General features: G+C 64.5%; 4 protein-coding genes. 1 reads left to right on the top strand and 3 read right to left on the bottom strand.

Going from position 1 to position 14675, the window contains the following annotated elements:
* Window positions 1–102: 102 nt before the first annotated feature.
* Window positions 103–567 (top strand): YqaA family protein, encoded by a 465-nt coding sequence (locus tag H663_RS34020; protein WP_053171080.1) that lies wholly within the window; start codon window positions 103–105, stop codon window positions 565–567.
* Window positions 568–587: 20 nt separating this feature from the next.
* Here the strand turns inward: H663_RS34020 and H663_RS34015 are convergent, their stop codons facing one another.
* From H663_RS34015 to H663_RS41655, 3 genes are read right to left on the bottom strand one after another with little or no spacing between them, the layout of a single operon-like run.
* Entirely contained in the window at window positions 588–2696 is a 2109-nt protein-coding gene (locus H663_RS34015) for a site-2 protease family protein (protein WP_053171083.1), read from the bottom strand.
* A gap of 1 nt (window position 2697) precedes the next feature.
* Window positions 2698–4023, bottom strand: a complete 1326-nt coding sequence (locus tag H663_RS34010) for an efflux RND transporter periplasmic adaptor subunit (protein WP_205872731.1) — start codon at window positions 4021–4023, stop codon at window positions 2698–2700.
* A 52-nt stretch (window positions 4024–4075) separates the two neighbouring features.
* On the bottom strand, window positions 4076–14629 hold the full coding sequence (locus tag H663_RS41655) for a hypothetical protein (RefSeq protein WP_205872730.1): 10554 nt from the start codon (window positions 14627–14629) through the stop codon (window positions 4076–4078).
* Window positions 14630–14675 lie beyond the last annotated feature (46 nt).

Here is a 14675-nt window from a genome sequence, read left to right as displayed (position 1 = left end):
TTTATTAAAATCAAATAATGCAAAACGATTTATTTGATAATGTTACTTTTAATGATTTGGAGGGCGCAGCTTTCGCCACACCACCGCGCTACACTGAGCCGGATGGAACTTTGGATCAATCAACTTTTGCAATGGCTGGCACTGCCTCAGTATGGCCTGAGCAGCGTATTTGTGGTGGCCTTCATCTCGGCCACCCTGTTGCCTTTGGGCTCTGAGCCCGCTGTCTTTGGCCTGATCAAACTCAACCCGGACATGTTTTGGCCCGCCATTGTGGTGGCCACAGTGGGCAACACCTTGGGCGGCGTGGTCAGCTGGTGGCTGGGATGGGGCTCGCGCCGTGTGGTCAAGCGCTGGAACCACTCCGCCAGCCATGCAAGGGCTTTGATCTGGCTTGAAGAACTCGGCCCCAAAGCCTGCCTGCTGTCCTGGCTGCCCATCGTGGGCGACCCTCTGTGCGCCGTGGCCGGCTGGCTGCGCATGCCGCTGTGGCCCTGCACGGTGTACATGGCCCTTGGCAAATTTCTGCGCTACCTGGTCATGACCAGCTTGCTGCTGTGGGTGTTTTGAACCCACCGAATCCCAGCGATTCAAGGCTGAAACTCCCGCAACACCACCGACAAAGCCTGGCGCACATAGCGCCCCAGCAAGGACTCGGCTTGCGCTGACACGCTCAGGTGCCCGCGCTGCACCGGCAGGTGGGCAGGCAAGCGTGCCGCATCGGCCTCATCCAGCGCCAGCACCACGCGATACACCGCCTGCTCGGGAAACCACTTGCCGCCTTGTTCACGGGCCAGCACATGGCCACCCATGGGCGCGGTCAACTGGCCATCGGGCAGCTGACGGGTGGCGTCAGCGTCAATTGAGGTGATGGTCAGCGAAACCGGCTGGCTCAGACCTGGCGCCCAAAAGTGCGCCTGGTTGCCCAGCTGCAAGCGCTTGACCTGCTCTTCATCCAGCCAAGTTTCGACTTTCCAGGGCTCATCTGCGGTCAACACGCCGATTTGCTCATGACGCGCCAGCCATTGGCCCACCGCCAGGTCCGGTTGCGTCGAGCGGAACACGCCTGCAAAAGGGGCCACCGGGGCATAGGGTGCCATCTGGTCTTGCAGCCTGCGCGCATCGGCTTGTGACATTTGAAACTGCTCACGCGCCAGCTTCAGGGGCTGGCTGGAGGCATAGGCCAAACTGGTCGTGGCCGCCTGCCAGCTCAGGCGGGCACTTTTGGCCTGCGCCACATCGGTTTGTGCCAGCAATTCCGGCTCGCTCATGCGGGCCAGCAGCTGGCCTTTGGCCACCCGAGCGCCGTCGGCCAGGGGCAAGGCCTGCAGCTGCGCAGGGCCGGGCGCATAAACAGGCCACGATTGCCCGGGCCGCAGCATGGCATGCGAGGTGATCAATGTGGGCAGAGGCAGCGCCATGAGCGCGCCCAGGGCCAGCAGCAAAGCGCAGCTCCACAGGCTGCGCCGACTCTGGCGTATGACCGCCGAACGCTGCATCCAGGCCACAATTTCAGATCGGATCGGATTCACGATGAACCAGTAAATTTCAATGACAAACAGCAGCACGCCCAGCAACTTGGTGAACAGGTGGTACACCATCAAGGCGATGCCCAGAAACAGCACCAACCGGTAAATCCACACCGCCAATGCAAAGACCACCATGCCCCACTGCCCCAGTGGCGTCAAGCGCTCGGGCGGCGCTTCGCCCAATTGGAACAACCATTCACGCAACTGCCAGCGTGCCAGCGCAAAACTGCGCGCATGCAAATTGGGCAGGTTCAGCACATCCATGGCGATGAAATAACCATCAAAGCGCATGAAAGGGCTGGCATTGATGGCCAGCGTGGCCACCCAACTGAGCGTGGCCACAAAAAACGCGCTGGAGCGCAAGCCCCCGTCAGGCAACAAGGCCCAGGCCAAGGTGGCCCAGCAGGCGATCACCAGCTCGGTGACGATGCCCGCCGACGCGATCTGCACACGGGCGCGCCGTCCGGGCAAACGCCAGGCCTCGTTGGTATCGGTGTAGGCCATGGGCCACATCACCAAAAACGCCACCCCCATGCGCGGCACACGGCAGCCTTGGCGCTTGGCGGCAAAAGCGTGCCCCAGTTCATGCAGCACCTTGACCACCGACAAGGCCACGCCATAAGACAGCAAGCCTTGCCAGGTGAAGGTGTCCACCAAAGTGGCCGTGAACAAGCTCCACTGCTGCATCACCTGGTACACGCCCACCAAAAGCACCAAGCCGGTCAGGACCATGAAGCGACGCGAGAAAAACACCTCCGCCACGCCCATCCAACGGCTCAGCCAGGCATCGGGCTTGACCAGCGGCATGCGGAAAAACAAATAGTGGTGAACCAGCCAGGTCCAGACGCTTTGGCGGGTGCGAGCCACTTTTTGGGCCATCTCGGCGGCGGCTTTGCCATCAGTGGGCAGCAACAGTTCATGCTGCGACAAAAAGGTCAACACCTCTTCGATGTGCTTGGCCTCAATTTGCAAAGGCGTGTCCCGCGCCACCGCGTGCACGATGGCTTCGGTGTGCCCCAGACCCCAGCGCGACAAGACCTCCCAGGTCAGCCAATCGATCTGAAAGTATTGCTGGCGCACCGGGTCATGCAACACCCAGCTGGGCTGTCCCCGCGAGCCCGTGGGGCCTGCAAACACATCGAGCTCTTCGCGCAACAAGGGCCAGGCCATGTCAGAGCCCCAGGCTGGTGCGGATCAAGGCCAGCGGCTTGCGCAGCAGCCAGTAGCCCAGAGAAGTCCACTCGCCACTGACGCGTGCCGTGCCCTTTTGCCCCACGCTGTGGGGGGTGGGCTCCAGCAGCCGTGCGCGCAAGCGGTAAGCGTAGGTGGCATCGGGCCGCAGCACGGCTTCATGCGACAGGTAGGTCAACTCGGCGTGCACGGGCGACAAGGGGCTCGATTGCAAAAACAAGGTGAGCGTCGAGCCCACGGGCAGCTGCACCACATCGTCGAGCGGCAGCCAGGCCTGGACCTCGATGTCGCTGGGGCGGGCGATGCGCAAAATCTGCTCGCCCACCGCCACCGGCTTGCCCACCCAGGTCAGGGGGTCATCCAGCAAGACCATGCCCGCGCCGCTGGCGCTGACCTGGGTGCGCTGCAATTGGGACTTGAGGAACTCGTACTCGCTGCGCCGCTCCTGAATGGCACCGGCCACAGCCGCCAATTCGGCCTTGTACTTGGCATCATCCAGGGCCAGTTGATGGGTCTGGCGAAATTGCGCCTGCGCCGTCTCCAGCGTCTGCTGGGCCACCGCCACACGGCTTTGCAGCAAGGCTTCGTCAAACTCGAACAGCTGCTGCCCGCTGCGCACAGTCTGGTTGGGCTGCACATGAAAACGGGCAATGACCCCCTCGATCGGGGCGCGCACCACCACAGGTTGGGCAGGCACCAGCTCACCGGGGGCCAGCACCGTCATGCGCACCGGCAAAAACACCAATCCCAGCAGCACGGCCATCAACCAGACCCCTGGCCGCTTGAACCAGGGCTTTTGCCCAGCCAAGCGCCACTGACGCCGCCAGCTGCGCAAACGCTGACCCAGCGCAGGCCTTTGCTGCCGGGCCAGTGCATGCCAAGCGTGCTGCCAGACCTGCAGCCAGGCCATGAGCTTGGCTTGGTCGGCTTCAGAAAACTGCACATCGCGGGCCAGCAACAGACGCGCACCGGGCGCCACATCGAGTGGCAAACCCAGGGCATTTTGTGGCCACCATTCGGCCCAGCTGGGCTGCTGCTGCGCTGGCAAGTCAAGCGCAGTCAAGGCCTGCACACCCGACTGCGATGCCCAGGGCTGGGCCAGCAAGTCCTTGACCCAATCGAGGTAAGGCGTGTTGTGCTCCACCTGGCTGACGCCCGACAAGGCGCGCACGCCCTCGTCGCCCAGCCACAACACCGCTTGCCTGTAGGGCAGCAGCGCGTGGGTGGCGTTGCACAGCAAAAACGCCAGTTCGTCGAGAGACTGCGCCTGCCGGGCCTGTTGGCCCAGATCGAAAAGGATCAACAAGGGCGAATTGTCCAAAGCCGCTGGTGGCCCGCTTGATTGAGTCATAAGGTATTCAATTCATCCATTCGCCATGCAGTTTGCCAGAAGCCGCCAATGGGCGCGATTGCGCCAATTTGTCTGACAAACCCACACGGCCAGTGCTCTGAGCCTCAGCGCCAACCTTGATGCGCAGCACCGTGACCGCCGCCTGGCCGCGCTGATCCAGGGCCATCAGGCGCAAGACTACTTCGCCTTGCGCGACATCGGGCGGGTTGAGTGTGATGACGCCGGTCTTTTGGTCCACCTTCACCCAATGAGGGGCGACCTGGCCGTCGAGCATGTCCACCGAAAGACGCACCACGGCCTGGGGGTCATGGTGCACAAAGGTGTCTGGGGGCAGGGTGAAGACCAGGCTGCGCCCCGCTTCGATCTGCAAATCGGGCAAACCGCGCATCACACCAAACACCCCGTCCAGGGGACTCAGGCGCACAGGCAAGCCCTCAGACTGGGTCGTCGTGGATTCGCTGAGCAACTGCAGGAACTGGCGCAAACGCAGTGCCTCGCGCTCCAGGTTTTGCTGCCGCTGCACCCAATCCTCGGGCGCAGCAGGCGCTGTCGCACGCGCCCAAGTTGTGGGGGTGTCTTCCATCCAGGATGGCATCGCGGCAGTGCGTTGACGCCCTTTGGCCGAGGTCTCCAGCTCATCCAAAGGCATGAAAGCAGCAGGGCCACCCGCGTCCTTGCTCAAGGGGACAGCCTGCTGCGTCAGCGGCTCCAGCCACGCCGTCACGCCCGTGCGGGGTGCGCGTTCAGAGATGGGCGGCTCTGGCGTTGGCTCTGGCTCAGGCACAATGACCGGCACCGACTTGTCCAGCTGCACAGTGTCGGCCAAAGCGGTGGCGTCACCCACCTGGTTGCTGACCGACAGACTCAGGCTCACGGGCCCATCCGACAAGGCGCGCAAATCCACGCCCTGCAGCGCCCAACGGCCCTGAGCGTCGATGGTGGTGGTGGCCGTCACGTTGTTCACACCGTCGCTGAACACCACCGTCAGTATCTGCCCTGCCTCCACGCCTGTGGTGCTGCCCGACAAGTTCACCTGCCCGGCTTCATCCGCCGTGATCACACCATCGGCGGCCACAGGGAAGGACTCCAGACGCACTTGAGGTGCTTCACGCACAGCCGCCACAAAGCCTGGGTCGAACACGACGCCATCGGCCGCGCCATCGTCATCGCCACGCCCACCATCACGGATGAACAGGCGCACCAGGTCGATGAACCCGTCGCTGTTGGTGTCCAGGAATTTGGCACCGGTGCCGCTGGCCTCGTCCCAGGTGAAGGCCCACACGCCTTCGCTGCTCACTTTGAAATAGGTGTTGTAGAGACCCTCCGCAACTTTCACATCGACTTCGTGCACTTGACCCATATAGGCAGTGACCACCTGTGCAGACAGGGCATCGACAGTGGCTTCATCCACATCGCCCAAGCGCACCACCTGCGGGTAGTGGCGGAACGAAATCACGTCGGTGGCCGCAAACACGTCGGCACTGCCCAGCTGGCTGCCTGACAAGGCCTGCGCCCGCTCGGCTGCGGTGACCGCGCGGCTGGTGACGCTGTCGATTTGCACCTCCACCCGCAATTGCCCGCCAGGGTTGTTGGCAGGATTGCTCAACAGCGCCTGCATATTGCCCGCGCCCTGACGGGTGGTGTCCAAGGCCATGACTTGGCCTGCAGAGGTTTGGAAAGTGACCACATCGCGTTGATCAGCATCATCCAGGCCATCGCCGTTGATGTCGCCAAAGTTCTTCTCGTTGGAAAACAGCACCCCATCGCCATCCAGCGACTCCAGGTCCATGCCGTTTTGCGGCGAGACGATGCGCATCTGCAAGGAAGGACTGACTGTGGACACATTGCCCGCCATGTCCTGGAACTGGTACTGCAAATTCCAGTTGCCTTCGGGCAGGGCCGACAGCGGCATCAGCGTCAACGTGGCCACATGGAACAAGCTGGGCACTGCCCGGCCATCGACCAGCAAGACCACATTGGCTGTACCGTCTGGCAAGTTGTCCACTTTCAGGCGCACCAGCCCGCTGGGCGAGGGGTTGCCGCCTTCGGGCACTGGCGCATTCAGCGGTGCCACGCGGGCGGGCAATTCGCTGATCCATCGGTAATCCTGCACCCGAGTCTCGCTGGTACGCAGCGGATCGGCACCGTTGTCGCGCACGACCTGCAAGACCAAACTGCGGGCAGGGCCCGCCAACAGTTGAGCGTCCGGCCACTGAAGCAAGGTGCCGTCCACATGCGCGGTCAAGTCAGTCCAGCCTGCAGCCACCCAGTTGGCATCCGTGGGCATGGCTTGCAGGCCATCGAGTCGGCCATAGACGCGGTCAAAGATGCCCAGTGGCGCATTCAGGGTGCCACTGATGAACTGGTTGCGGTTGGCCGTGATGAAATCGCTGGCCGCAGGACCGGTGTCGCTCGACAACTGAACACCCACCACACGGGCCAGGCGATCGGTGACGGTGAAGACCAGGCCCTGCAGCGCAGACAAACGGGCCACATCGCGGCCATCGTCGGCCAGGGCCGCCAACTCGGACACCACCACCGCCAGCTGTCCAGCCGACATGCCCGTGGTGTCCACACCCAGACGCTGCAGGTCGGCCACGCTCAGCGAAGCCGCTTGGCCCGCCACCACCGCCATGAGGCGCTGCACCGTATCGGCCAGCACTTCAATCTGCGCCACCGTCGACACATCGGCCGCTTGCATGTTGGCGATGCTGTCGTTCAGCAAGGCCAGCGCAGGCGCGGTCAAGGCCGCAGCTGTGGTGGCGCCGATGGTGGCGTAATCGGCCGCTGTGGGTTGGCTGTCGGGCGTGGCATCCACCAGCGTGCCGTTGGCTTCGGCCAGGATGCGCGCATACGCATCGACCACGGCCTGCACTTTGGCGGCCGTGTCCAGCACTGCGCCTTTGGCGGCCGCACTGCTCAAAGCCGAGTGAATGGCCGCCAAATTGCGGGCGTCCACACCGCTGATCTGCGCATATGCAAAGTCGGCCACAGCGGGCGCGGCCGCCGTGACATCTTGCGTGTAACGGGTGAGCACGGCCAGCGCCGCGCTTTGGCTGGCTTGCTGCAGCCAGCTGCGCACATCGGCCATGGACTGCAGATCAGACGGGTTGACCGCTGGCGACTTGAGCAAGTCGGCCAGCGCCACCAGCGCTGTGCCTTGCACACCGGTCATGCCCAGGGCTTGCATCTCGGCCACTGTCAGGGGCGATGCCGGGTCTTGCCCATCGGCCAGGCCCATGAGCTTGTCCACGGTGGAGGCCAGCGATTGAAGCTCGTCCACCGAGTCGACCAGATAGAAAGGCTGATCGGCCAGCACCGCGTCCATGAGGCGCAGGCCCTCGGGCGACAAGGCTGCTGCCGTCACCGCACCGACGCGGGCAAAGTCTGCAGCCTGCGGTTGGGACTGCGGCGTGGCATCGGCCGCAGGACCATTGGCTTCGGCCAGGATGCCGGCATACGCATCGACCAGCGCCTGCACAGCAGGCAAGCTGGCGATCGCATCCCCCGTGATGGCGCTGCTGGCCAGTGCACTGTTGAGCGCAAACACATTGCGACTGTCCACGCCTTGCACATCGGCACGCTGCCAATCGGCCAAGGTGGGGGCGGCACCACTGTTGCTGCTGGCATAGCGCTGCAAGACCTGCAACAAATCACCTCGCACCGTGTTGACCAGGTTCTGCAAGGCCGCCAAATCGGCCACGCCAGCGCCGTTGTCGGCTGTTGCGGCCAGCGCCGCCAAAATCGCGCTCAGGTTGTCCGGCGTGACCCCGCTCAGCCCCAGCGCTTGCAAATCAAGCGCGTTCAAAGCCACACTGGGCGTGCCACCGGCAGCCGTCAGCAGCAAGGCCTGAACCGTTTGGGCCAGGGCTTCAATCTCGGCCACGCTGTCGATGGCCGATGTCGTCTTGTCGGCGATCACCTGGTTGAGCAACTGCTGGCCGAACGAGCCATCGGGCAGCGCAGCCGCTGCTGTGGCCCCGATGGCAGCATAGGTTGCGGCCTGCGGATTGGCCTGCGTGCTGTCGGCGGCCGCGCCGTTGGCTTCGGCCAGAATGAGCGCATACGCATCCACCATGGCCTGGATTTGGGCCGCCGTGCGGACCTGCTCGCCCTGCACCGCGCTGCTGGCCAGCACGCTGTTGATGGCCGCCAGGTTGTTCGTGTTCACGCCGCTGACACCGGCCACGAGGTAATCGGCCAGACGCGGCAATGGCGCAGCCGTGTCGTTTGCCGCCTGCGCAATGACCGCCAAAGCCGCCGCAATGGCCGCCTGGGCCGCCTGGCTGCTGCGGATCACCTGGCTGACGCTTTGCTGCAAGTCGTTCAGACTGAGCACGCCACGGCCATCATCGGGCCCTGCGGCAATGCTGGCCAGCACAGCGGCCAAATTGGCTGCGTCCACCCCCAGGATGCCCAGCGCGGCAAAGTCATCCGCGCTCAAGGCGGGGCTGGCCGCCAGGCCTGCAGCCGTGCGCATCAGGCCCTGCACCGTCTGGGCCAGGGCGTCGATCTTGCTGACCTGATCGACCGCTGTGGGCTGCGCATTGGCGATCACATCGAGCAGCAATTGCTGAGCCACCGAGCCGTCTGCCAGCGAGGCGGCGGCAGTGGCACCGATGGCCGCAAAGGTGGCCGCTGTCGGGTTCACGGCACTGGCATCGGGTGCCCCGCCATTGGCTTCGACCAGCACCAACTGGTAGGCATCGAGCACGGCCTGCAAAGCTGCAGGCGTGACAGTCGAGATGGCACCTGTTTTCAGGGCATCGAGCAGCGCCGGGCGATTGGCCTCGGTCACACCGATCAGGCCCGCTTGCACCCATACATTCAGGTTGGGGTTGCCCGACTGGGTGTCGACCACGGCTTGCAACACACCGATGGCCTGTGCTTGCTCAGATGCCGAAGTCACCACGCTTTGCAAACGGGCCAGCGTGTGGATCGCATCCCCGGTATCGGGCGTGCTGACCAGGGCAGCCAGCACTGCGTTCAGATTTTGAGCCGTGACGCCCGTGACCCCCAGCAAGGCGAAATCGGCCGGTGTCAGCGTCTGTGCAGGCGTCAAGCCAGCGGCCGTCTCCAGCAGCGCCGAGGTGATGCTGGCCAGCGCATCGATCTGCGCCACGGTGTGCACCGCTTGCGTCGTTTGTGCGCCGATGACATCGTTGAGCAGCGCCAGGGCGTTTTGCCCCAAGGCCGTGTTTTGCGCCGCCACACCCAGGTCCACGCCAATGCGCTCGAAGCTGGCTGCCGTGGGGTCGCTCACGGTCAGGTCGTTGGCGCTGCCATTGGCTTCTGACTGGATGCGGTTGTACGCATCCACCATGGCCTGCAAGGCCTGCACCGTGATGCCGCCGCTGAACGGCTGTGTGGCCAGCGCCTGATTGAGGAACGCCCGTGTGTCGGCATTCACAGCGCTCACGCCGACCAAGGTGTAGTCGGCCAGGCTTGGCACGGCAGCGTTGGCGGGGTCGTTGGCATAGGCCTGCAAGCGGGCTTGCGCATCCACTGCGGCTTGCTGATCACGCACGGTGGTCAACACCAGTGTTTGCAGCTGCGCCAGCGTCTGAATCTGGCTGCCGTCATTGGCCGTGTTGGCGATGGCGCTCAAGACCTGCGCCAGATTGGCGCTGTCCACGCCAGAAATTCCCAAGGCCAGGAAGTCTGCCGGGCTCAGAGCCTGGTTGGCAGTCAATGCACTGGCCTGGCTGGCGGCCACCACCATGAAGCGCTCGGCCAGGCTGCCCAGCGCATCGATCTTGGCCACGCTGTCCAGCATGGCCGGGCTGGCGGAAGCGATCAGATCGTTGAACAAAGCCAGCGCTGCCGAGCCAGGGCGCAAAGCAGCCGCCTGAGCCGCACCGATCAAGGCGAAATCTGTCGCCACAGGCACCACGGCAGGGGTGGCATCCAGCGCCTGGGACAACACGGCCTGGACCGCACGGGCCAGTGCGTTCACTTCACCTGAGGTGTCCACGGCCGAGGTGGTCTGGCTGGCCACCACGTCTTGCAACAAAGCCATGCCGCTGGCGTTGCCACGCAAAAGGCCCAGATCAACCCCCATCGCTTGGTAGTCGGCAGCGCCCGGATTGACAGCGCTGTCGGCGTCTCCTGCTGCGCCATTGGCTTCCGCCAGGATGCGCGTGCAGGCATCGACCATGGTTTGCAAAGCCCCCAAGGTGCTCACACCCGAGCCATCATCGGCAGACGCGGCCAGGGCCGACTGCACGGCAGACAAATTGCCTGCCGTCACACCCGTGAGGCCCAGAGCCTGCAACTGCGCCAGCGTTGGTGCGCCTTGGCCTATGGCACTCGCCACCACCGCCTGCACAGCATCGGCCAGCGCCTGGAGCTTGGCCACGCTGTCCACATCGGCTGCGGTTTTGCCGTCAATCACTTCGCCCAGCAGCCCCACCTTCAAGGCGCTGTCCATGCCATTGACCCCCAGCGCCGCATAGTGCGCTGAAGTTGGAGGCGTGCTGTTGCTGGCCTGTCCATCTGCGCTTTGCAAGACAGCGGCATAAGCATCCACGATCACCTGAACGTCTGCAGCGCTGTCGGCTTGCACGCCGGTGATGTCCCGATCGGCCAGCACACTGTTGACCATGGCCACGCTGGGCTGAGCTGAGCCCCCCACACCGGCCACACCGGCCAGCGTGTACACATTCAAATCAGCCCATGCTGTCAGGTCAGCCTGCGCCGAGCTGCCCAGCACGGCCGCTGCGGCCTGCTGCGCTGCTGCAGCCGCTGCACCCGAAGCGGCGTTGGCGGCTGCCACGCTGGCAGGTTCGGTTTCGTTGGCGGCAGTGGCGGCGGCCTGGGCTGCTGTGGCAGCTGTTGCGGCTGCAGCTTGGGCTGCGGCATCAGTGGCTGCGGCTTGCGCTGCGGCTTGTTTGGCTTCAACGTCTGCCAACTCTGCTGGCGTTGCGGGATCGCTCAGTGCGGCAACGGCGCTTTCCAAAGCCATCTTGGCCCTTATTGCCGTTGCAGCTGCCGTTGTGGCGGCAGTGGCCGCATGGGCGGCAGCTGTTGCAAGGTCTGCCACCTTGGCGTCGGTTGCTGTTTCGCTGGCGGTGGCCGATGCGGTGGCTTCGGTGCCTGCTGCGCTTGCAGCGGTGGCCGCAGCGTTGGCAGTGGCCACGCTGGCAGGCACGGCTTCGTTGGCGGCGGTGGCTGCTGCCTGGGCTGCAGTCGCAGCGGCTGTTGCAGCTTGTGCTTTCGCTGCGGCATCTGCTGCAGCTGTAAGCGCTGCGACTTGCTTGGCTTCAACGTCTGCCAATTGAGCTGGTGTTGCTGGATCGCTCAATGCGGCAACGGCGTTGTCCAACGCTGTCTTGGCCGCTGTCGCTGCTGCTGCAGCTGCACTGGCGGCAGTTGCGGCATGGGTGGCAGCTGTGGCCAGGCTGGCCACTTTGGCGTCAGTTGCCGTTTCGCTGACGGTGGCCGATGTAGTGGCATCGGTGCTGGCTGCAATTGCCGCAGTGGCTGCAGCGTTGGCAGTTGCCACGCTGGCAGGCACTGTTTCGTTGGCTGCTGCAGCTGCGGCTTGGGCTGCATTTGCAGCGGCTGTGGCTGCTGCAGCTTTGGCTGCGGCATCAGATGCTGCAACTTGCGCTGCAGCTTGCGCAGCTTCAACGGCAGCCAGTTCGGCAGATGTTGCGGGGTTGCTCAGCGCGGCAACAGCACCGTCCAGTGCGGCCTTGGCTGCTGTTGCGGTGGCGGCAGCTGTTGTCGCGGCTGTTGCTGCATTGGCTGCGGCTGCAGCCAGATCAGCCACTTTGGCGTCTGTTGCAGTTTCGCTGGCAGTGGCCGATGTGCTTGCCGACGTACCTGCTGCGCTTGCAGCTGTGGCTCCGGCGTTGGCCGTGGCCACGCTGGCAGGCACGGTTTCGTTGGCGGCTACGGCGGCATCTTGTGCCGCAATCGCAGCGGCTGTGGCTTCTGAGGCTTTGGCAGAGGAATCAGCGGCGGCAGCTTGCGCTGCTGCTTGCTTGGCCTCGATGTCAGTGAGTTCAGCTGGCGTTGCAGGATCACTCAGGGCTGCAACGGCGCTGTCCAACGCTGTCTTGGCCGCTGTCGCTGCTGCGGCAGCTGCACTGGCGGCATTTGCTGCATTGGCGGCAACTGTGGCCAGGTCCGCGACTTTGGCGTCGGTTGCTGTTTCGCTGGCGGTGGCTGATGCTGTGGCGTCAGTGCCTGCTGCGTTTGCAGCTGTGGCGGCGGCGTTGGCGGTGACTACGCTGGCAGGTTCGGCTTCATTCGCGGCTGTGGCAGCTGCCTGAGCCGCGATCGCTGCGGCTGTCGCCGCTGCAGCTTTGGCAGCGGCATCAGCAGCGGCGGTCAATGCTGCGGCCTGCTTCGCTTCAACGTCTGCCAGTTCTGCAGTCATTGCCGGATCGCTCATCGATCCAACGGCGCTGTCCAGCGCAGTCTTGGCTGCTGTCGCTGCTGCTGCAGCCGCGTCGGCAGCAGTCGCGGCACTGGCGGCTGCTGCGGCCAAGCTCGCCACTTTGGCATCGGTCGCGGTTTCGCTGGCGGTGGCTGATGCTGTGGCGTCGCTGCCCGCTGTGCTTGCAGCGGCGGCTGCGGCGTTGGCGGTGGCTACGCTGGCAGGTTCTGATTCACCGGCAGCCGTGGCTGCTGCTTGCGCTGCTGTCGCTGCGGCTGTTGCTGCGGCGGCTTTGGCTGCGGCATCCGCGGCGGCAGTCAATTCGGCGGCTTGCTTGGCTTCCACGTCTGCCAGTTCTGAAGGCGTTGCCGGATCGCTCAGAACGGCAACGGCGCTGTCCAACGCAGTCTTGGCCGCTGTTGCGTTTGCGGCAGCCGCACTGGCGGCAGTTGCTGCATTGGCGGCGACGGTGGCCAAGCTGGCTACTTTGGCGTCTGTCGCAATTTCGCTGGCGGTGGCCGCAGCAGTGGCGTCGGTGCCTGCTGCGCTTGCAGCTGTGGCAGCAGCGATGGCAGTAGCCACGCTGACAGGTTCGGCTTCATTCGCGGCTGTGGCAGCTGCCTGAGCCGCGATCGCTGCGGCTGTCGCCGCTGCAGCTTTGGCAGCGGCATCAGCAGCGGCGGTCAATGCTGCGGCCTGTTTGGCTTCAACGTCTGCCAATTGAGCTGGCGTTGCCGGATCACTCATCGCTGCGACTGCGCTGTCCAGCGCAGTCTTGGCTGCAGTCGCTACTGCGGCAGCTGTGGTGGCGGCAGTCGCGGCATTGGCGGCGACTGTGGCCAGGTCAGAAACTTTGGCGTCTGTCGCTGTTTCGCTGGCCGTGGCCGATGTTGTGGCGTCGGTGCCCGCTGCGCTTGCAGCTGTGGCTGCGGCGTTGGCAATTGCCACGCTGGAAGGTTCGGCTTCATTCGCGGCTGTGGCAGCTGCCTGAGCCGCGATCGCTGCGGCAGTCGCTGCGGCAGCTTTGGCAGCCGCATCAACTGCAGCAGTCTGTGCGGCGACCTGCTTCGCTTCAACGTCTGCCAGTTCTGCAGTCGTTGCCGGATCGCTCATCGCTGCAACGGCGCTGTCCAGCGCAGTCTTGGCTGCTGTCGCTGCTGCTGCAGCCGTTGTGGCGGCTGTTGCTGCATTGGCTGCGGCTGCAGCCAGATCAGCCACTTTGGCGTCTGTTGCAGTTTCGCTGGCAGTGGCCGATGTGCTTGCCGACGTACCTGCTGCGCTTGCAGCTGTGGCTCCGGCGTTGGCAGTGGCCACGCTGGCAGGCACGGTTTCGTTGGCGGCTATGGCGGCATCTTGTGCCGCAATCGCAGCGGCTGTGGCTTCTGAGGCTTTGGCAGAGGAATCAGCGGCGGCAGCTTGCGCTGCTGCTTGCTTGGCCTCGATGTCAGTGAGTTCAGCTGGCGTTGCAGGATCACTCAGGGCTGCAACGGCGCTGTCCAGAGCGGCCTTCGCAGCTGTCGCTGCTGCGGCAGCCGCACTGGCGGCAGTTGCTGCATTGGCGGCAACTGTGGCCAGGTCCGCGACTTTGGCGTCGGTTGCCGTTTCGCTGGCCGTGGCCGATGCTGTGGCTGCAGTACCTGCTGCGCTTGCAGCTGTGGCGGCGGCGTTGGCGGTGACCACGCTGGCAGGTTCAGATTCACCGGCGGCGGTGGCTGCTGTTTGAGCTGCTGTCGCTGCGGCAGTCGCTGCGGCAGCTTTGGCAGCCGCATCAACTGCAGCAGTCAGTGCGACGACCTGCTTCGCTTCAACGTCTGCCAGTTCTGCAGTCATTGCCGGATCGCTCATCGATCCAACGGCGCTGTCCAGCGCAGTCTTGGCTGCTGTCGCTGCTGCTGCAGCCGCGTCGGCAGCAGTCGCGGCACTGGCGGCTGCTGCGGCCAAGCTCGCCACTTTGGCATCGGTCGCGGTTTCGCTGGCGGTGGCTGATGCTGTGGCGTCGCTGCCCGCTGTGCTTGCAGCGGCGGCTGCGGCGTTGGCGGTGGCTACGCTGGCAGGTTCTGATTCACCGGCAGCCGTGGCTGCTGCTTGCGCTGCTGTCGCTGCGGCTGTTGCTGCGGCGGCTTTGGCTGCGGCATCCGCGGCGGCAGTCAATTCGGCGGCTTGCTTGGCTTCCACGTCTGCCAGTTCTGAAGGCGTTGCCGGATCGCTCAGAACGGCAACG

It is taken from the genome of Limnohabitans planktonicus II-D5, assembly GCF_001270065.2.
GTDB lineage: Bacteria > Pseudomonadota > Gammaproteobacteria > Burkholderiales > Burkholderiaceae_C > Limnohabitans_A > Limnohabitans_A planktonicus.
Note: the sequence above shows the minus strand (reverse complement) of the source record. Positions and strands in the feature narration are given on the sequence as shown.